Below are 18,666 nucleotides of genomic sequence, written 5' to 3' on the forward strand. Positions count from 1 at the left end.
TGGTCGGCACGGATGGTCAGGTGAGCCCGAGACGCTTCGCCACCTCCGGGCCGCCGGCCGCGCGCACCCAGTCGGGGTCGCCGACCACGACGAGGCGGTCGGTGGCCCGCGACATGCCGACGTAGAGGCGTTCGCGCGCGCGGTCGCCCGCCGACTCCTCGTTGAGGCAGAGGACGACGGCCGCCCGCTCGAGCCCCTTGCAGCCGAGCACGTGACCGTAGAAGACCTCCTCGGCGTCCCAGAAGCTCTGCCAGTAGGCCTCTTGGCCGTGGCGCTCGGCCTGGTCGCGGTGACTGTCGTGGCGGCGGCCGGTGGTGATGAGGGCGACGCGGCCGGGCGCCCAGCCCTCGTCGTCCAGCAGGCGCACGACCTCGTCGTCGGCGACCTCGACGGCCTGCTCGGCCGACGCCGGCACGAAGCGCACCTCGGGGCCGTGGCCGCCGCGCGCCTGCATGCGGGTGGGGGCGAGCGGGGCGAAGGCGCCGTGGATCTCGCGCGTGTTGCGCAGGCAGTGGTCGAGCACGAGCGGCACCAGGGTGACCGGTGGCGCACCGAAGCGCCCGAACACCCGCTGGTGCTCGTCGGAGAAGACGTAGAGCCCGCCCTCCTCCTCGTCGCGCAGGGACTTCAGCACCGGGCGCCACCACGACTCGGCGAAGTCCTGCGCCTCGTCAACCACCACGGCGTCGTAGCGCTTGCCGTCGGGCAGGTCGGCGGCGAGCTCCCCCATGAGCCGAGGCAGCTCGACCTCCCAGAACTCGCTGTCGGCCCGGTCGCCCTCGGGTGCGCCCCACTGGCGACCGAAGTCGTGGAAGGTGCCGACGAAGGCGGGCTGGTGCCGCCGCGGCCAGGTGGCCACCACGCGCTTGAGGTGGGCGGCCAGGCCGAGGGAGTAGCAGAGCAGCGCCACCCGCTGGGCGGGGCGACCGTGGCTCCCGCGGCTGAGGTCCTTGGCCTGCTGCAGCGCCAGCACGGTCTTGCCCGACCCCGCACCGCCGCGCACCTCGACACGGCGCAGCAGCCGGGTGACCGCGAGGATCGTGGCCTGCTGCTCGGTGAGCCGGTCGGCGGCGGCCTCGCGCTCGGCGGCCTCGGCGTTGACGTCCCACGCGGTGGCGTCGAGGCGGCCGGTGAGCGCGTCGACGATCGCCTCCACGTCGTCGGGCTCGGGCGGGCGCTGGGTGTCGCCGGTCGAGGCGTTGGCGCGCAGCCGGGTGAGCAGGGACGACGTGCGCGCGAGGTCGTCGGCGTCGTGCAGCGACGTGCGGGGCAGCTCGGGCACGCGGAAGTCGGCGGGGAAACGCGAGTAGGGCGTGACGACGCCGTGCGCCCACCGCACCCGGGTGCGACTCCCCCACGCCGGGTGCTCCTCGACGTAGGTGCGCAGGGCGTACTTGCCGTCGCGCGCCTGGTCGACGGGGTGGATCCAGTGGGCCTCCCCGCCGCGGGTCTGGATCCAGCCGCCGTCGTACCAGACCGAGGAGCCCTTGACCTCCAGCGTCAGCGCACCGAAGCCGGGCAGCACCACGAGCAGGTCGATCTCGTGGTCGCGCTCGCCGGTGGTGAGGCGCTGGTTGGCGATGAGCACGTCGTCCGGGCCGAGGTGCTCGCGCAGCAGTCGCCAGACCTCCTCCTCGGAGGTGGTGGTGAAGGTGGGGTTCTCGGGGAAGCACCGCGGCATGACGCGCATGCTGCCACCGGGGTCCGATGGTGGGCGTTCGACACCGCGGCTCGACCCCGCGGATCGCCCTCGCGGATCGACCGGGCTCAGGCGCCGGCGGCCCAGCGGGTGAGGTTGGTGATCGCGGCGTCGCGGTGGCGGGCGATGCGATCGATCGCGCTCTCCAGCTCGGGCGAGCGGGCGTCGTCCGGGATGCGGCCGGGGTTGATCGCCACGCCCGCCGCCCACGCGCGGATGTCGGCCTCGGCACCCCACGAGGCCGCCGAGCGCAGCCCGCGCGCGTTCATGTCGGCCCAGTCCTCGAGGCGGTCGCCGAAGGGCGCCGGGTGGCACAGCGCGTTCTTCGTCGCGTCGTCCGCGCGGGTGGCCTGGACGTAGCCGATGAGGGCGGCGCCGAAGCACGGGAACCCGGCGCGCACCGGCTGCAGGCTGATCCGCTGCGGGCCCCACACCGGCACCAGCGGCGGGTTGCGCAGACCGTCGGCCGCACAGTGGACGACGAGCGCGTCCGGCCCGAGGTCGACCTCGCCGTCGTCGCACACCAAACGCCCCTCCTCCGCGCGACGCACGTGCCCGAGCCGCACCACGTGGGTGATCGAGCGCAGCAGGTCGAGCTCCCAGCGGCCGAGGGTCGGCGCCTTCGCCATCGTGGGGCGCACGGTGCGGTCGATGCGTAGCATCACGCCGGCGTCCTCGAGGTGGCCGAAGAGGTCGTCGAGCGTGGCCGAGCTCGCGGCGCCCTCGACGATCTCGGCGAACATGCCCTGGTAGGTCTCGGGCACGGGCTGGATCTGCGCACGGTCGAGCATCCACGGCTCGCGCGGGCGCACCCAGGTGATGGCGTCGGGGTCGACGCCGTTGCGCAGCAGCCACACGCAGGCGTCCGTGGCGGTCTTGCCCGAGCCGATCACGGCGTAGCGGCGGGCGGCGCCGGCGTCCGGCAGGTCGTTGACCGCCACCACCCGCGCGCCGGGGGCGACCTCGAACGGCGGCGGCACCTGGCTCGGGATGAGCGGCGAGAGGTAGGTCGCGTCGACGACCCTCGTGCCGGGCGCCACCGGCAGCGTCGTGCCGTCGGCGAGGCGGCGCACGCGCCCCGCGTCGTCCACCTGCTCGAGCTCGTGGGCGCCGAGGAAGCGCACGCGACCGGTGGCCTCCAACCGGTCGAGCACGCGCGCGTAGTAGGCGGTGATCTCGGCAGCGTTCGAGCGCACCTGCAACCCGGCCTCCGGCCCGTCGGTCTGCAGCTGCCCCCCGCCGAGCACCTCGGAGGCGACCCCGTAGAAGCAGGCGGCCTGGTGCAGCTGCACGAACGGGTAGGCGCTGAGCCAGTGCCCGCCCGGCGCCTCGCGCCGGTCGACGATCGTCACCGTGGCATCGCTGTGGTCCACGAGGGTGTCGACGAACGCCATCGCGGACGCCCCCGCCCCCACCACGAGGTAGTCGGACTCGACCAAGTCGCTCATGTAGGTATCGAACCAGCCGCGTGGGTGGCTGTGGGAGTCGGTGGTCGCCGTGGTGTGCGGTTCACCAACGGATTTTGTCGCTTTTCGCGTCAGGAAGGACGAATTTCGTTGGTGCGTGCGCCTGCCCTGACACGATGCCCCCGTGTTCCGCCGCCGTCTCGCCGTCCCCGCTGTGATCGCCAGCCTGCTCGCTTCGGGCTGCGCACCCCAGCAGCAGGACGCCGCCGAGCCGGCCGACGTGCGTCCGACCCGCTTCACGATCGCTCCCGACGACTACCACGTGCCCTACGCCGGCACGGCCGAGGACGGACGGAGGTTCTTCCTCACCGACGAGCTCTTCGACCCTTCCTCCGAGCCCACGACCGGCTTCGTCGGCCTCTTCCTGTGGAATGCGGACGGCACCTTCGACGAGGTGCGGGTCGACCCCGTCGCCAAGGGCGACGGGCCGCCGGGGCAAGCCGTGAGCGCAGCGGCGGGCGATCTGGTCGAGCGACGACTGCGCGAACTCGGCGACTACACCCTCGAGCCGATCACCGTGGAGCCCTTCACCACCGTCGTCGACGGCGCCACCTTCGGCTGGGAGGTCGGCCGCTACGACGAGGCCGACGGCGGCGGCTACTACATCGGCATCAGGCCGGGCGACTTCATCGTCTACTACGCCCCCTGGGACGGTCTGGACTACGACACCTGATCGCCCACCATCCGCGCGGAGTAGGTTCGAGAAGGCGGCGCGGACGGCGCCCGCCCACCGCCACCCCGCCCCTGGGAGGAACCGTGCAGTACACGAGACTCGGCTCGACCGGACTCACCGTCAGCAGGCTCGCACTCGGCTGCATGAGCTACGGCGACGCCAGCCGCGGCGGACACCCGTGGGTGCTCGACGAGGACGCCGCAGCGACGTTCTTCCGCCAGGCCGTCGAGCTCGGCATCACCTTCTGGGACACCGCGAACGTCTACAGCGCCGGCTCCTCGGAGGAGTTCGTCGGGCGCGCGATCACCCGCTTCTCCCGTCGTGAGGACGTCGTCCTCGCCACCAAGCTGCACGGGCGCATGCACGACGGGCCGGGCGGGTCCGGGCTCTCGCGCCGCGCGGTGCTCGAGCAGGTCGACGCCTCGCTCACGCGCCTCGGCACCGACTACATCGACCTCTACCAGATCCACCGCTTCGATCCGGCCACGCCGGTGGAGGAGACGATGGAGGCGCTGCACGACGTCGTCCGCGCGGGCAAGGTGCGCTACCTCGGCGCCTCCTCCATGGCCGCTTGGCAGTTCGCCACGATGCAGCACGCCGCCGACCTCGGCGGCTGGACCCGCTTCGTCTCCATGCAGGACCACTACAACCTGCTGATGCGCGAGGAGGAGCGCGAGATGTTCCCGCTGCTCGCCCACCAGGGCGTCGGCTCGATCCCGTGGAGCCCGCTGGCCCGCGGTCGCCTCGCCCGCCCCTGGGACGCCACCACCGACCGGGTCGCCACCGACGAGTTCGGCAAGACCCTCTACCAGCCGGACGACGCCCGCATCGTCGCCGCGGTGGCCGCGGTGGCCGAGCGGCACGAGGCCTCGATGGCCGCGGTAGCCCTCGCGTGGGTGCTGCGCAACCCGGTGGTCGACTCCCCGATCGTCGGTGCCACCAAGGCCCACCACCTCACCGACGCCGTGGCCGCGTTCGACGTCCACCTCAGCGAGGACGACGCCGCCGAGCTCGAGGCGGCCTACACCCCGCGCGAGCCGGTCGGCTACGCGCACACCGGGCCGACCGCGCGCAGCTGAGAGGCGGAGGGAAGACGTGGCCAGCAAGCGCAAACAGGCACGGTGTGTCGCTTGTGACTGATCAAGCGACGAGTGCCGATAAGGCGTGGGCAGAGCAGCTTCTCGAGCACCTGAAGCGCGTCCACCGGATGGATGAGAGCGGCGCGTGGCGGTTCCTGTCGCCGTCTGCCCTCGCTGGAGACGAGAGGATCGGCCTCTCGCTCGTTCCCGACGGCGGTGGAGTCAGCGTCATGGTCAGCAAGAAGCTGAGCGGCGAGACCCTCTCGTACGAGATTCGCCTGTCGCCGGACGCGATCGCCAGCAGCTCCGTGTGGGCGCCCGTCCACCGAGGCGAGCCTCTGCGGCGGATTCCGTTGCGGTCGATCGCGCTGGTCGTGGCGATCCACATGATCGACGAACCGCTGGGGGCCGAGTTCATCCAGCGAAGGGACGGCCGCAACATCTTCGTCTACTAGAGCCCCCGAGGCCGACGCCGAGCGCGCCCTGCCGACGCACCAACGATCTTTGTCGCCCCTCGACCCGAAACCCGACAAAAATCGTTGGTGCGCGCGACACCACGGCGACCACCGCCCACCCCGTGGACGACGAACGCCCCCGGCCGCCTCGCAGATGAGGCGCCTGGGGGCGTTCAAGTCAGCTCAGGGCTGACAGGTCGAGCCGATCAGCTGCAGCCGCTGGTGGAGCCGCAGCCCTCGCAGACGTAGCAGGAGCCGGCGGGACGCATCTTGGTGCCGCAGGTCATGCACAGGGGCGAGTCGACGGCGGTGCCGGTGAGCTTCTCGAGCAGCTCGGCGGTGGTCTTGGCGACCTTGACCTCGGGGGCGCCGGCGAGGGGGTCCTCGTCGACGACCTCGGCGGTCTCGGCCGACTCGACCGGCGCGGCCTTGGCGATCGGGGCCGACTCGACGAGCTCGGAGGCCGAGCCGGTCTCCTCGATGGGCTCGTACGAGCCGGTCTCGAGGTGGCGCTGACGCTCGTCGGCGGAGTAGATGCCGAGCGCGGCACGCTCCTCGAAGGGCAGGTAGTCGAGCGCCAGGCGGCGGAAGACGTAGTCCATGATCGACTGCGACATCCGCACGTCGGGGTCGTCGGTGAGGCCGGCGGGCTCGAAGCGCAGGTTGGTGAACTTCGAGACGTAGGTCTCCAGCGGGACGCCGTACTGCAGGCCGATCGAGACGGCGATCGAGAAGGCGTCCATCACACCGGCCAGGGTCGAGCCCTGCTTGCCGAGCTTGAGGAAGATCTCGCCGAGCGTGCCGTCGTCGTGGGCGCCCGAGGTCATGTAGCCCTCGGCACCGGCCACCGAGAACGAGGTGGTGCGTGCCTGGCGCGACTTCGGCAGGCGCTTGCGGGTGGGGGCGTAGACGACCTTCTCCACGACCTTCTCGACGACCTGGGCCTCGGCACCGGCGGCCTCGGCCGCGGCGGCGTCCTTCTTGGCCTTGCCGCCACCGTCGGCCAGGGGCTGGCCGACCTTGCAGTTGTCGCGGTAGATCGCGGTGGCCTTGAGGCCGAGGCGCCACGACTCCATGTAGATCTGCTCGATCTCCTCGACCGTCGCCGACTCCGGCAGGTTGACGGTCTTGGAGATGGCGCCCGACAGGAACGGCTGGCAGGCGGCCATCATTTTGACGTGGCCCATGGGCTTGAGCGCGCGCTCACCCATGGCGGTGTCGAAGACCTCGTAGTGCTCGGTGCGCAGGCCGGGGGCGTCGACCACGTGGCCGTGCTCGCCGATGTAGTCGACGATCGCCTCGATCTGCTCGGGCTGGTAGCCGAGCTTCTTCAGCGCGCGCGGGATGGTCTGGTTGACGATCTGCATCGAGCCGCCGCCGACGAGCTTCTTGAACTTCACCAGGGAGAAGTCGGGCTCGATGCCGGTGGTGTCGCAGTCCATCATGAAGCCGATGGTGCCGGTGGGCGCGAGCACGGAGGCCTGCGCGTTGCGGTAGCCGAACTTCTTGCCGAGCTCGATGACCTTGGCCCACTCCGCGGTGGCGAGCTTGAGGGTCTCGGCGTCGGCGATGTGCAGCGGGCGGACGTCGTCGTTGGCCGCCTGGTGCTTGCGCATCACGCGCTGGTGGGCCTCGGCGTTGCGGGCGTAGCCGGCGTAGGCGCCGACGATGCCGGCGAGCTCGGCCGAGCGGCGGTAGGAGGTGCCGGTCATCAGCGAGGTGATGGTGGCCGCCATCGAGCGACCGCCGTCGGAGTCGTAGCCCAGGCCCATGGCCATGAGCAGCGCGCCGAGGTTGGCGTAGCCGATGCCGAGCTGGCGGTAGTCGCGGGTGGTCTGGCCGATCGGCTCGGTCGGGAAGTCGGCGAAGCAGATGGAGATGTCCATCGCGGTGATGATCAGCTCGACGGCCTTGGCGAACAGCGGGGCGTCGAAGGTGTCGTCGTCCTTGAGGAACTTCATGAGGTTCAGCGACGCCAGGTTGCACGAGGAGTTGTCGAGCGACATGTACTCCGAGCACGGGTTCGAGGCGGTGATGCGACCGGTCTCGGGGTTGGTGTGCCAGGCGTTGATGGTGTCGTCGTACTGCAGGCCGGGGTCGGCGCAGGCCCAGGCGGCCTCGCTGATCTTGCGGAACAGCGAGCGGGCGTCGACGGTCTCGATGACCGAGCCGTCCTTGCGGGCGCGCAGGCCGAACTCGCGACCCTCCTCGACCGCACGCATGAACTCGTCGTTGACGCGCACCGAGTTGTTGGCGTTCTGGTACTGGACGGAGGTGATGTCCTTGCCGCCGAGGTCCATGTCGTAGCCGGCGTCGCGCAGGGCGCGGATCTTGTCCTCCTCGCGCCACTTGGTCTCGACGAACTCCTCGATGTCGGGGTGGTCGACGTCGAGCACGACCATCTTGGCCGCGCGACGCGTGGCGCCGCCCGACTTGATGGTGCCGGCCGAGGCGTCGGCGCCGCGCATGAAGGACACGGGGCCCGAGGCGGTGCCGCCGGAGGAGAGGAGTTCCTTGGAGGAGCGGATGCGGGAGAGGTTCAGGCCGGCGCCGGAGCCGCCCTTGAAGATGAAGCCCTCCTCCTTGTACCAGTTCAGGATCGAGTCCATGGAGTCGTCGACCGAGAGGATGAAGCAGGCCGAGACCTGCTGGGGCGACTTGGTGCCGACGTTGAACCAGACCGGGGAGTTGAAGGAGAAGTACTGGTGCACGAGCAGCCAGGTCAGCTCGTGCTCGAAGGTCTCGGCATCCGCCGCGGACGCGAAGTAGCCGTGCTCGATGCCGGCCTTGGTGTAGGTGTGCACGACGCGGTCGATGAGCTGGCGCAGACCGGTCTCGCGCTCCGGGGTGCCCACGGCGCCGCGGAAGTACTTGGTGGTGACGATCGTGGAGGCGTTGAGCGACCAGAAGTCGGGGAACTCCACGCCCTTCTGCTCGAAGACGGTCTCGCCGGTCTTCCAGTTGGTCTGGACGACGTCGCGACGCTCCCAGGTGATCTCGTCGTAGGGGTGGACGCCGGCGGTGCTGAAGACCCGCTCGATCTTCAGGCCGCGCTTGTGGAAGCCCGACACCTCTGCCGTGGTCGGGTTGGCCGTCTCGGTCATGACTCTCCTGGATCTCCTGGTTGGGGGAACTGCTGCGGCGTGGTGGTGCTGGTGCTGAGCTGCTGCTCAGAAGGTGCGCGGTCCGCGGCTCGCACATCGGGGAAGGCGGAGGTCGGGGCGGGGTCGGGGAAGGGCGTTGGTGTGCCCGGCAGGCAGCTTCCCCACTACCTGCCGGGCGATCGTGGTCAGCCCGTGGGGGCCGGTTGAGCGTGCTCGCTCTGCAGCTGGCGCTCGGCGCGCAGCAGGGCGATCTCGCTCTCGAAGTCCGCGGCGGACTCGAAGCCGCGGTAGACGGAGGCGAAGCGGAGGTAGGCGACCTCGTCGAGGCGCCGCAGGGGCGCCAGGATCGCCAGGCCCACCTCGTGGGCCGCGATCTCCGGGCTGCCCGCCAGGCGGAGCTGGTCCTCGACCTCCTGGCCGAGGCGGGCCAGGTCGTCCTCGTGGACGCCGCGGCCCTTGCAGGCCTTGCGGACGCCGGCGATGGCCTTCTCGCGGTGGAACGGCTCGGTGGCACCCGAGCGCTTGAGCACGGTGAGCTGCATGGCCTCGACGGTGGTGAACCGCTTCTCGCACTCCGGCGAGAGGCACACCCGGCGGCGGCGGATCGAGCAGCCGTCATCGGCCACGCGGGAGTCGAGGACCTTGGTGTCGCTGTGCTTGCAGTAGGGGCAGTGCACGGGTGGTCCTCCTCTCCGAGCGGGGCGTGACGGTGGCGTAGCGGGAGCGAGCGACGTCGTGACGGCGCACGTCGAAGCCCACCTTCGTACACAGGTAGAACGCTGATCTGTGCACAAGTAGTCCGAATCTGTGGACCTCCACCCCGGCCGCTGTGGACTAGATGTGGAGAACTACATCGTTGTAACTACTAGATGTAGTGGTAACCGTACGCCCCTCTCCCCCAGCGCGCAAGAGCGCGTCGACGCCGATCGGCGACGAGCGGTGACGGGCGCCGATCCGCGCCAACCTCTCGCGCGGGGGCACACCCAGACGGCAGGCTGGGCCCATGGATCGCTCCCTCCACACCGCACTCCACACCGCATCCCCCACCGCGCCCCACACCGCACCCGACACCGCCTCGCAGCTCTCGACGGCACCCAGCCGCCCTGCGCCTCGGCGCCGCGCGGCCCGCACCACTCTCGCCGTGCTCGCCTCGACCGCCGCGCTGGGCATCGCTGCCGCCGGGTGCGGCACCGAGACCAAGAAGGCTGACCTCGGGGGCGACGCCGCCGCGTCCTCCGGCCCGGCCAGCGACGTGGGCGCCGGCGCCTCGGGCGTGCCCGTCGACCTGCCGGACGACTTCCCGCAGCAGGTGAGCGTGATCGGGACCCCGACCTTCGCGAACAAGGCCACCACGTCGGCCGGCGATCCCGGCTGGACGGTGACCACCTCGGTGGACGCTGCGGCCGCCGACGCCTTCGCCCAGGCGACCGAGGCCCTGACGACGAAGGGCTTCACCCTGGGCAACCTCTCGCAGGGCACCTACGCCAACGCCACCGGCAACGGCTTCGACGTGGTGCTGACCGCGGCGGACGCCGACGGCGGGGCGAGTCTCACCTATGCCGTGTCGCCCACGAACTGAGCTGTCACCGCAACCACGCCGGCAGGTCGGCCCCGTCGCCGCGGCGGGTCCGCCTCCGCGGCGGGCCCACCATCGGCAACAATGGCGCGCGTGACGGGTAGGCGAGCAGGATCCTCGGGGCGCAGGCCCCGCCTGCGCCTCGACCTGCTCGGTCTCGCCGCCGGCGTCACGCTCGCAATCGTGGCCTGGGGCTACCTCGTGCTCGCCGCCATCGACTTCGGTGCAACCGCCCGCCACGACGGCAAGGCGAGCGCGTGGCTCTTCCTCGCGGTGGCCGCGCTCGGCGCGGTCCTCTGCCTTTTCCTGGCCTTCATGCTCGCCGTGCGCATCGCCCGAGCACTCGGCCTGGTGGGCGAGCCCGCCCCTCCGCGCCCCAAGCGCGACCCGAACGCCCCCAAGGGGGGCAAACGGGCCGCCCGCTGAGACAGCGGACGGCCCGTCTGCGAGGCTCCGCCGGGGTCGAGTCGGCGGAGGGACCATGGGGGTGACGCGGTGGCTCATCGCGTCGGGACGCGGAGCTCCTGCCCGGCGTAGACCACACCGCCGTCGATCACGTTGAGCTGCTCGACGCGCTGGACCGCCTCGCGCAGATCGATGTCGAGGTCGGCCGCGACGTCGCCGGCGATACCCCAGAGCGTGTCGCCCGGGGCCACGGTGACGACGTCGACCCGGGCCGCGCCGCCGGTGGAGTCCGTGGCCGCCGAACCGGCGGCCACCATCACCGCGATCGCGGCCACGACCGCGCACGCCAGCACGAGGACGACGAGCCGACCGCGCCGCGTCAGGCGCACCTCGCCGCGACGGACCGGGCTCGCCACGACCTGCGTGCGCGAGACGGCGACACGACGGGCGGCGGTGCGGTGGGCCGACGTGCGAGGGGCGGCCTGGGGAACCAGGGTCAGCGTGCTCATGGGGACCTCCGGGGGAAGGGACGGAGTGGGTGGTGCGGGCGGTGCGGGCGGTGCGGCCCGGCGAGGAGGAGCGTGGCGGAGGGGTCCGACACAAGTCCGTGGGAGCCGGGCGCGGGGCCCGAACGCCGGGTCGTTCGATCAGAGGTTCGATCGAACATGTGTACGAGACTAGATCACCTGTTCGAACAAATCCAGCATTCGATCGATCGGATGTTCGAACGGCGTGTCGCCCTCACCCGCAGCGCTCGCCCGCAGCACCGCCCGCAGCACCGCCCGCAGCCCGCCCGCCACCGAGGGGCCGAGCAGCGCGCACCCTCGCGACACGCCGTTCGAACAGGTGTTTGAAACCGGGGGGCGTCGATGACTACCGTCAGCGCAGGACGCCGACGCACCACCCGGGCGCCACCGATTCACCACCGAGTCACCAGCGAGTCAGAGGGGCAGCACATGGCCGACCAGCACAGCGGCACGCCACGAGACGCCGGCAGCGGCACCAGCGCGCGGCGTCCGCGGGTGAGCGAGCTCCCCGACGGACCGCCGGACGCGACCGGCCTGACCCCGCGCCAGCAGCGGGTGCTCGCCCACATCAAGGACAGCATCGAGAAGCGCGGCTACCCGCCCAGCATGCGCGAGATCGGCCAGGCGGTGGGCCTGACCAGCACCTCGAGCGTGGCCCACCAGCTGCGCACGCTGGAGGAGAAGGGCTACCTCAAGCGCGACCCCAACCGTCCGCGCGCCCTCGAGGTCTTCCTGCCCGAGGTGATGGCGGCGCGGCGTTCGATCGGCAACGTCGGCGACCCCGACAGCGGGATCGACGAGACCGGCATCAACGACGCCGCACCGGCGCCGGCCAACGTCCCGGTCGTGGGGCGCATCGCGGCTGGCGGGCCGATCCTGGCCGAGGAGCGCATCGAGGACGTCTTCCCGCTGCCGCGCCAGCTCGTCGGCGACGGCCAGCTCTTCCTGCTCGAGGTGCGCGGCGAGTCGATGATCGACGCTGCGATCTGCGACGGCGACTACGTCGTCATCCGCCAGCAGCCCACCGCTGAGAACGGCGAGATCGTCGCGGCCATGATCGACGGGGAGGCCACGGTGAAGACCTTCCAGCGCAAGGACGGGCAGGTCTGGCTGCTGCCGCACAACGACGCCTACCAGCCCATCGACGGCACCCACGCGGTGATCCTGGGCAAGGTCACCGCGGTGCTGCGTCGCGTCTGATCGCCACACCTGCACCGACACGACCTCGAAGCGGTCGGCGACGGCTCCCCGCGAGCCGTCGCCGACCGCTTCGCTGCGCTCGAGGTGACGTAGGGTCGGGCCATCACCGACGAACGAAGGTCACCCATGTCATCTCGGTCCTCTCGGCCCTCCCCCCTGCACGCCCGCGTCGGCGTCGCGCTCCTCGCCGGCCTGCTCCTCGCACCCCTCGGCGCCGCGGGCGCCCGTGCCGACGAGCCTGCGCCCGCAGCACCGGCCACGCCGTCCGCGACCAGCGACCCGTCGTCGCCGGCCCTGTCGGTGCTCGACACCCCCCGCGAGTTGGCCGAGCAGGCCCTCGCCGCGGTGCAGCAGATCGTCTCCCCGGACGACGCGCCCGCCGTCCCCGCGCCCGCCCCGGCGCCGTCCACCACGGCCGCACCGGCGGGCGGCAAGGACCTCACGCTCGCGCTGCGCGACCTCGCGCTGCGCAAGGCCGACCTCGCCCCGGCCGACCGGCGCACTGCCGCGCGCCTGCTCGCGCGCCCCACCGACTCGCGCAACGGCACCGGCGACGGCAACTGCACCGACGAGGGCGAGATCGCCTGCTACACCACCACCGAGCAGCGTCCCGTGTGCGGGCCCACGATCTGCGTGCACTACGTGGCCACCACCAAGGACGCCGCCACGCTCACCTACGCCCAGCAGGTGCTCACCCGCATGGAGGGCGTGGCCTCGCAGTACGTGGCGGCGGGCTACCGTCGTCCGCTGCCCGACGGCACCACCGGTGACACCGCTGGCAACCCCAGCGGTCGCTTCGACGTCTACCTGGCCGACCTCAACGTGCCCGACCTCGGCCAGCTCTACGGCTTCTGCGCCCCCGAGGTGCCCACGCAGAACACCCTGCACACCACCTCGACCGCCTACTGCGCGCTCGACAACGACTTCGCGGCGAGCCAGTTCGGCACGGCCAACAGCCCGGCTGAGAACCTCGCGGTCACCGCGGCCCACGAGTTCTTCCACGCCATCCAGTTCGCCTACGACGTGGGCGAGGACACCTGGATCGTGGAGGCCACTGCGACCTGGGCCGAGGACCAGCTCTTCGACAGCGTCAACGACAACCTGCAGTACCTGCCGTTCGGCCCGCTCGGCCGTCCGCAGCAGCGCCTGGACTCCTCCTTCGGCATCACGCCCTACGGCTCGTGGATCTTCTTCCGCTACCTCAGCGAGCGCTTCCCCCGCGCGCAGGCCGGCCTGCCGGTGATCATCCGCCGCATCTGGGAGTTCCTGGGCGCGCGCCGCTACTCGGTGCAGGGTGTGGCGCTGGCGCTGCGCGAGCTGCGCACCGACCTGCCGCTGCAGTTCTCCTACTTCACCGCGTGGAACCGCCAGCCCCGCACGTACTACAGCGAGGGCGCCTCCTACCGCCCGGCCCCGCTGCGGCTCTCGTACCGCATCGGCGCCTCGGCGTCGCGCACCACGACCTTCGACCTCGAGCAGCTCTCGGCCAAGCACTTCCGCTACACGCCGAGCATGAGCGGGGCCTGGACGCTGCGCGTACGCGTCAACATGAGCAGCATCGCCGCCGGCGGTTCGGCGATCATCACGGTGAAGCCGCGGGGCAAGGCGCCCTACCTGCGCAAGATGGCCCTCAACGCCTCGGGCGACGGCGTGCTCGCCGTGCCGTTCGGCAGCCGGGTCGACTGGATCGAGCTCGACGCCATCAACGCCTCGACCCGGTTCGCGCGCTGCGGGAGCCTGGGCACCAACACCGACGCCACCTGCCAGGGCGTCCCCGTGGACAACGGCCTCAAGCAGGGCGTGATCGTGCGCGCCGTGCGGGGCTGACCCCGGCTGGACGCCGACTACGACGACCCGGCCGCCAGCCGCGTGAGCGCCGCGCGGACGACGGCCGGGTCGCTCGTCGGCCACATCGGCGGCAGGCTGGCGCGCAGGAACCCGCCGTAGCGGGCCGTGGCCAACCGCGGGTCGAGGACGGCGACCACGCCGCGGTCGCTCGTCGTGCGGATCAGCCGGCCGGCGCCCTGCGCGAGCAGCAGCGCCGCGTGGGTGCCGGCCACCTGCAGGAAGCCGTTGCCGCCGGCCTGGTCGGCGGCCTTCTGCCGCGCGCTCATGAGCGGGTCGTCGGGCCGCGGGAACGGGATGCGGTCGATGAGCACCAGCTGGCAGGTGTCGCCGGGCACGTCGAGGCCCTGCCACAGGCCGAGGGTGCCGAACAGGCAGGTGTGGGGGTCGCTCACGAACTGGCGCGCGAGCTCGGGCAGCTGCGCCTCGCCCTGGGCGAGGGTCGTGAGGTGCGGGAGCGCCGTGCGGACGTGCTCGGCGGCCGCCTCAGCCGCGCGGCGACTGGAGAACAGTCCGAGCGTGCGGCCGTCGGCGGCGTCGACGAGCTCGGTGATCTCGGCCAGCTGGGCCGGCCCCAGGCCGTCGCGCCCGGGCGGCGGGAGGTGCCGGGCGAGGTAGAGGATGCCCTGGCGGCGGTAGTCGAACGGGCTGCCGACGTCGAGCCCGCGCCAGGGCTGGGCGTCGTCCGGAAGATCGCCGAGCCCGGACGAGCGCTCGCGGGCCCCCTCCCCCACCCGCTCGGAGGGCTTGAGGCCCACCGAGGTGGCCACGGAGTCGAAGTCGCCGCCGAGCATGAGCGTGGCCGAGGTCATCACGACCGTCTTGTCGGCGAGCAGCCGGTCGCGCATCGGCCCCCACACCTGGAGCGGCGCCACGCAGAGCGTGGGCGGCATCCGGTCGGAGCCCTCGGTGCGCCAGATGACGTCGCCCTCGGAGGCCGCCGCCATGCGCTCGGCGGTGGTGAAGACCTCCTGCAGCGAGGCCTTCGCCTGGGCCAGGGCGGGGTCGGCCTCACCCGCCTCTCCCGGCTTGGCACGGGGGAACGCCGACAGGCAGGCGCGAGCGGCGTCACGCACCAGCGCCAGCGCGTCGGCGAGCTCCTCGGGCAGCGGGTCGAAGCGGCCGGCGGGGGCGTCGGCCACGGCCGCGCGCAGGGCGTCGGCGGCGTCGGCGAGGTCGTCGCCCTCGCTGCCCTCGACGTGGCGCACGCTGCGGCGCGCGGCGCGCTCGACCTCGGCGGCCCACAGCTCGTCGGTGGCGGCCTGCGTGACGCGGGCGGCGAGCTCGTGGGCCTCGTCGATCACCACGGCGTCGTAGTCGGGGATCATCGGGATCCCCTCGATGGCGTCGATCGCCAGCAGCGAGTGGTTGGTGACGATAAGGTGGGACTTCGCCGCCTTCTCCTTGGCGCGCTCGGCGAAGCACTCCTCGGCGAACTGGCAGCGCGTGGCGCCGAGGCACTCGCGCGCCGACACGCTCACCTGGCGCCACTCGCGCTCGGTGTGGCGGGGCGCGTCGTCACGCTCGCCGGTGCCCTTGTCGGCCGACGACCTCTCAGCCCATTCGCGCAGCTCGAGCACCTTGCGCCCGAGCGCACCGAGGGCCTCCTCGGCCTGGATCAGCTCGCCCTGGTCGTCGGGCGCACCCTCGCGCACGCGGTGCAGGCACGCGTAGTTGGAGCGCCCCTTGAGCACCGCGAACTTCGCGTCGACGCCCGGGGTGGTGCCCACGGCGTCCACGAGGCGCGGGAGGTCGCGCTCGACCAGCTGGTGCTGCAGGGCCAGGGTGGCGGTGGCGATCACCACGCGGCGATCGTGGAGCAGCGCGGGCACGAGGTAGCCGAGCGACTTGCCGGTGCCGGTGCCGGCCTGCACGAGCAGGTGGCGGCGCCTGCCGAAGGCGTCGGCCACCGCCTCGGCCATGGCCACCTGGCCGTCCCGCTGCTGGCCGCCGAGGGCGGTGACGGCCTGTGCCAGCAGCTTCTTCACCGCGGCGGCGTCGGCCTTCGGACGACGCGCGGGGGCGCTCGCAGTCGTCTTCTCGGGCGGGCTCTCGACGGGCTCGGCGGTGGTCACCGGCAAACCCTACGGCGTGGACGACGCCCGCCCGCACCTCCCTCCACACCCCCGACCCGGCGGCATGGCATCGACCACACGCCCGTATCCGAGCGGGGGCGAGCGGGGGCGAGCGGGGTCAGCGCGCGGCCAGCAGGCCCTCGACACGCGCGGCGACGCGGTCGCCGAACCGGCGCTGGCCCGCGGAGGTGGGGTGGAGCCGGTCGGGCAGGTAGCCCAGCCGCAGCCCCAGCATCGAGACGTAGGGCAGGTCCGCCTCGGCGGCGAGGCGCGCGAGGGTGGCATCGACGCGTCGCACCTGGGCACGTGGGCGCGCCGGGGCCGGAGCAGGACCGACGACGAGCGCGGGGCGCCCGTCGAGCACGCGGACGACGCGCGCGAACCCGCGGCGCAGCTCCACGTCGGGGCGGTCGGTGTCGTTGAGGCCGCCCTCGAGCACCACGAGCGCGGGTCGGGGGTGCTCGCGCAGGGCCAGCGCGAGGCGCGTGGCGTAGGAGCGGTCGCCGCAGGGGCTGGCGTAGCGGGTGAAGCCGCTGCCGCCGAAGCCCGCCACGTGCACCCGCCCGGGCAGTCGCACGGGCCAGCTGCGCTCGGGCGGCAGCGAGGCTCCCACCGAGTACGAGTCGCCCACCACCAGCACCTGCTCCCCGGCGCGTGGGCCGGTGACCAGGTTGGCGCGGGCCACCGAGCGCTCGGCCAACCACGTGCACCGGTCGGTGCCGGCGCCGGCGCGGGCGAGCAGCACCGTGGAGAGCACGCCGGCCAGGAGCAGGCCGCACAGGAGGGCGACGCGCGTGCGTCGTCCACGCGGGTGGGGGGGACGAGGCAGGGCGCGCGGGAGGCGCGCGGCGGGGGCGTGGTGCCGAGTCACGCGCACATCATCACCCACGGATCGCCATGGCGTTCATCGAACCCGCGGGCAGCCCACCAGCCGACGTGTCGGGGTGGCCCCGGGGGCCGACCGGCCCGCTCAGACCGCGTAGGCGGCTAGCTCGCCGGCGAGCGCCTCGGAGGCGCGGCCGGTGACGTGGGTGCCGTCGGCGGTGTGCTCGATGGTGGCGATCTCGCCGTCGCGGTGGATGCGGTCGATGAGGTCGCCGCGGGCGTAGGGCACCAGGGCGGTGAACTCCACGCGCGGGCGCGGGAGGTCGGCCTCGATGGCGGCCAGCGCCTCGGCGATGCCCTCGCCGGTGCGGGCGGAGACGGCCACCGAGTGGGGCTCGCGACGGCGCAGGCGGTCGACGACGAGCGGGTCGGCGGCGTCGACCTTGTTGATGACGACGAGCTCGGGGACGTCGCCGGCGTCGATCTCGGCCAGCACCGCGCGCACCGCGGTGAGCTGCCCCTCGGGGTCGGGGTGCGAGCCGTCGACCACGTGCACGATGAGGTCGGCGTCCGCGACCTCCTCGAGGGTGGAGCGGAAGGCCTCGACCAGCTGGTGGGGCAGGTGGCGCACGAAGCCCACGGTGTCGCTCATCGTGAACACGCGACCGTCGGGGGTCTGGGTGCGGCGGGTGGTGGGGTCGAGGGTGGCGAACAGCGCGTCCTCGACGAGCACGCCGGCGCCGGTGAGGCGGTTGAGCAGCGACGACTTGCCGGCGTTGGTGTAGCCGGCGATCGCCACCGACGGGACCTGGTTGCGACGGCGCCCCTGGCGCTTGGTCTCGCGGGTGCCGCGCATCTCCTTGAGCTCGCGGCGCAGCTTGGCGATGCGGTCGTTGATGCGGCGGCGGTCGGTCTCGATCTTGGTCTCACCGGGGCCGCGGCCACCGATGCCGTCACCGCCGGCAGCGCGTCCACCGGCCTGGCGCGAGAGGTTGCCACCCCATCCGCGCAGACGCTGCTTCATGTAGTTCAGCTGCGCCAGCTCGACCTGCGCCTGGCCCTCCTTCGACTTCGCGTGCTGGGCGAAGATGTCGAGGATCAGCGCGGTGCGGTCGACGACCTTGACCTTCACGCGGTCCTCGAGGTTGCGCAGCTGCGAGGGGGCGAGCTCGCCGTCGCAGATCACGGTGTCGGCGCCGGTGGCCTGCACGATCTCGGCCAGCGCCTCGACCTTGCCGCGGCCGATGTAGGTGGCCGGGTCGGGCGAGGACCGGCGCTGGTAGATGGCCTCGAGCACCTCGGAGCCGGCCGTCTCGGCGAGCAGCGCGAGCTCGGCCATGGCGTTCTCGATCTCGGCGACCTTGCCCTCGGTCCACACCCCCACGAGGACGACGCGCTCCAGCCGCAGCTGGCGGTACTCGACCTCGGTGATGTCGTCGAGCTCGGTGCGCAGCCCGGCCACGCGGCGCAGCTCGTGGCGCTCGACGAGGTCGAGGTCGCCGGTGGTGGGCTCGTCGGCGTAGCCGGACTCGAAGTCGTCGGCCACCATCGCGTCGGGCGCGAGGTCGTCGACCTCGTCCCACCCCTCGGTGGAGCGCAGCGCGACCTCGAGGGTGAAGTCGGGGTCGACCGGTGCCGCGCCCTCGCGGGGGTCGCGGTCGAGGTCGTAGTCGGGGCTGAGTCGTTCGGCAGGGTTCGTCATAAGCGTCCTCAGGGTAACCACGGGGTCCGCGTGAT

General features: G+C 72.5%; 15 protein-coding genes. 7 read left to right on the plus strand and 8 right to left on the minus strand.

The window, feature by feature from the left end:
• Positions 1-16 precede the first annotated feature (16 nt).
• Positions 17-1,681, minus strand: coding sequence for an NERD domain-containing protein (locus ACERUN_RS13920; protein WP_370290611.1), 1,665 nt, complete (start codon positions 1,679-1,681; stop codon positions 17-19).
• A gap of 86 nt (positions 1,682-1,767) precedes the next feature.
• Entirely contained in the window at positions 1,768-3,147 is a 1,380-nt protein-coding gene (locus ACERUN_RS13925; protein ID WP_370290612.1) for an NAD(P)-binding protein, read from the minus strand.
• Positions 3,148-3,289: 142 nt separating this feature from the next.
• On the opposite strand from ACERUN_RS13925, the gene ACERUN_RS13930 reads away from it, so the two are divergent.
• The 3 genes from ACERUN_RS13930 to ACERUN_RS13940 all read left to right on the plus strand — a co-directional run bounded on the left by ACERUN_RS13930 (position 3,290) and on the right by ACERUN_RS13940 (position 5,372).
• A complete protein-coding gene (locus ACERUN_RS13930; RefSeq protein ID WP_370290613.1) occupies positions 3,290-3,838 on the plus strand; it encodes a hypothetical protein in 549 nt (182 codons plus the stop codon).
• 83 nt (positions 3,839-3,921) lie between these two features.
• Positions 3,922-4,917, plus strand: a complete 996-nt coding sequence (locus ACERUN_RS13935) for an aldo/keto reductase (RefSeq protein ID WP_370290614.1) — start codon at positions 3,922-3,924, stop codon at positions 4,915-4,917.
• 53 nt (positions 4,918-4,970) lie between these two features.
• The gene (locus ACERUN_RS13940) at positions 4,971-5,372 is read left to right on the plus strand and encodes a hypothetical protein (protein ID WP_370290616.1); all 402 of its coding nucleotides are present in this window, start codon (positions 4,971-4,973) and stop codon (positions 5,370-5,372) included.
• A 206-nt stretch (positions 5,373-5,578) separates the two neighbouring features.
• Here ACERUN_RS13940 and ACERUN_RS13945 read toward each other — a convergent pair whose 3' ends face one another.
• Together ACERUN_RS13945 and nrdR are read right to left on the minus strand one after the other, a co-directional pair.
• Positions 5,579-8,476 carry a vitamin B12-dependent ribonucleotide reductase gene (locus tag ACERUN_RS13945; RefSeq protein WP_370290617.1) on the minus strand — a complete coding sequence of 966 codons (2,898 nt, stop codon included), beginning with the start codon at positions 8,474-8,476 and terminating at the stop codon, positions 5,579-5,581.
• Positions 8,477-8,661: 185 nt separating this feature from the next.
• Positions 8,662-9,153 carry a transcriptional regulator NrdR gene (gene nrdR / locus ACERUN_RS13950; RefSeq protein WP_370290618.1) on the minus strand — a complete coding sequence of 164 codons (492 nt, stop codon included), beginning with the start codon at positions 9,151-9,153 and terminating at the stop codon, positions 8,662-8,664.
• 326 nt (positions 9,154-9,479) lie between these two features.
• Here nrdR and ACERUN_RS13955 point away from each other — a divergent pair, with 326 nt between their 5' ends.
• Entirely contained in the window at positions 9,480-10,055 is a 576-nt protein-coding gene (locus ACERUN_RS13955) for a hypothetical protein (RefSeq protein ID WP_370290619.1), read from the plus strand.
• 81 nt (positions 10,056-10,136) lie between these two features.
• Positions 10,137-10,478, plus strand: coding sequence for a hypothetical protein (locus ACERUN_RS13960; RefSeq protein ID WP_370290620.1), 342 nt, complete (start codon positions 10,137-10,139; stop codon positions 10,476-10,478).
• A 74-nt stretch (positions 10,479-10,552) separates the two neighbouring features.
• Here the strand turns inward: ACERUN_RS13960 and ACERUN_RS13965 are convergent, their stop codons facing one another.
• On the minus strand, positions 10,553-10,966 hold the full coding sequence (locus ACERUN_RS13965; protein WP_370290621.1) for a LysM peptidoglycan-binding domain-containing protein: 414 nt from the start codon (positions 10,964-10,966) through the stop codon (positions 10,553-10,555).
• A 447-nt stretch (positions 10,967-11,413) separates the two neighbouring features.
• On the opposite strand from ACERUN_RS13965, the gene lexA reads away from it, so the two are divergent.
• Positions 11,414-12,184, plus strand: coding sequence for a transcriptional repressor LexA (gene lexA, locus ACERUN_RS13970; RefSeq protein ID WP_370290622.1), 771 nt, complete (start codon positions 11,414-11,416; stop codon positions 12,182-12,184).
• A gap of 126 nt (positions 12,185-12,310) precedes the next feature.
• Complete coding sequence (locus tag ACERUN_RS13975; RefSeq protein WP_370290624.1) at positions 12,311-14,011, plus strand: MXAN_6640 family putative metalloprotease; 1,701 nt, start codon at positions 12,311-12,313, stop codon at positions 14,009-14,011.
• Between the two features lie 17 nt (positions 14,012-14,028).
• Here ACERUN_RS13975 and ACERUN_RS13980 read toward each other — a convergent pair whose 3' ends face one another.
• From ACERUN_RS13980 to hflX, 3 genes are all read right to left on the minus strand, one after another.
• On the minus strand, positions 14,029-16,104 hold the full coding sequence (locus tag ACERUN_RS13980; protein WP_370290625.1) for an ATP-dependent DNA helicase: 2,076 nt from the start codon (positions 16,102-16,104) through the stop codon (positions 14,029-14,031).
• Between the two features lie 118 nt (positions 16,105-16,222).
• On the minus strand, positions 16,223-16,975 hold the full coding sequence (locus tag ACERUN_RS13985) for an SGNH/GDSL hydrolase family protein (protein WP_370290626.1): 753 nt from the start codon (positions 16,973-16,975) through the stop codon (positions 16,223-16,225).
• Between the two features lie 99 nt (positions 16,976-17,074).
• Positions 17,075-18,478 (minus strand): GTPase HflX, encoded by a 1,404-nt coding sequence (gene hflX / locus ACERUN_RS13990; protein ID WP_370290727.1) that lies wholly within the window; start codon positions 18,476-18,478, stop codon positions 17,075-17,077.
• Positions 18,479-18,666 lie beyond the last annotated feature (188 nt).

This window comes from Nocardioides sp. (genome assembly GCF_964229035.1).
Taxonomy (GTDB): domain Bacteria; phylum Actinomycetota; class Actinomycetes; order Propionibacteriales; family Nocardioidaceae; genus Nocardioides.

What these genes read in the sequence shown, in the direction of transcription:
- ACERUN_RS13920 (WP_370290611.1), bottom strand. Translation starts at nt 1,681, where the DNA reads ATGCCGCGGTGCTTCCCCGAGAACCCCACCTTCACCACCACCTCCGAG.
- ACERUN_RS13925 (WP_370290612.1), bottom strand. Translation starts at nt 3,147, where the DNA reads ATGAGCGACTTGGTCGAGTCCGACTACCTCGTGGTGGGGGCGGGGGCG.
- ACERUN_RS13945 (WP_370290617.1), bottom strand. Translation starts at nt 8,476, where the DNA reads ATGACCGAGACGGCCAACCCGACCACGGCAGAGGTGTCGGGCTTCCAC.
- ACERUN_RS13955 (WP_370290619.1), top strand. Translation starts at nt 9,480, where the DNA reads ATGGATCGCTCCCTCCACACCGCACTCCACACCGCATCCCCCACCGCG.
- ACERUN_RS13960 (WP_370290620.1), top strand. Translation starts at nt 10,137, where the DNA reads ATGGCGCGCGTGACGGGTAGGCGAGCAGGATCCTCGGGGCGCAGGCCC.
- ACERUN_RS13965 (WP_370290621.1), bottom strand. Translation starts at nt 10,966, where the DNA reads ATGAGCACGCTGACCCTGGTTCCCCAGGCCGCCCCTCGCACGTCGGCC.
- lexA (WP_370290622.1), top strand. Translation starts at nt 11,414, where the DNA reads ATGGCCGACCAGCACAGCGGCACGCCACGAGACGCCGGCAGCGGCACC.
- ACERUN_RS13975 (WP_370290624.1), top strand. Translation starts at nt 12,311, where the DNA reads ATGTCATCTCGGTCCTCTCGGCCCTCCCCCCTGCACGCCCGCGTCGGC.
- hflX (WP_370290727.1), bottom strand. Translation starts at nt 18,478, where the DNA reads ATGGTGGCCGACGACTTCGAGTCCGGCTACGCCGACGAGCCCACCACC.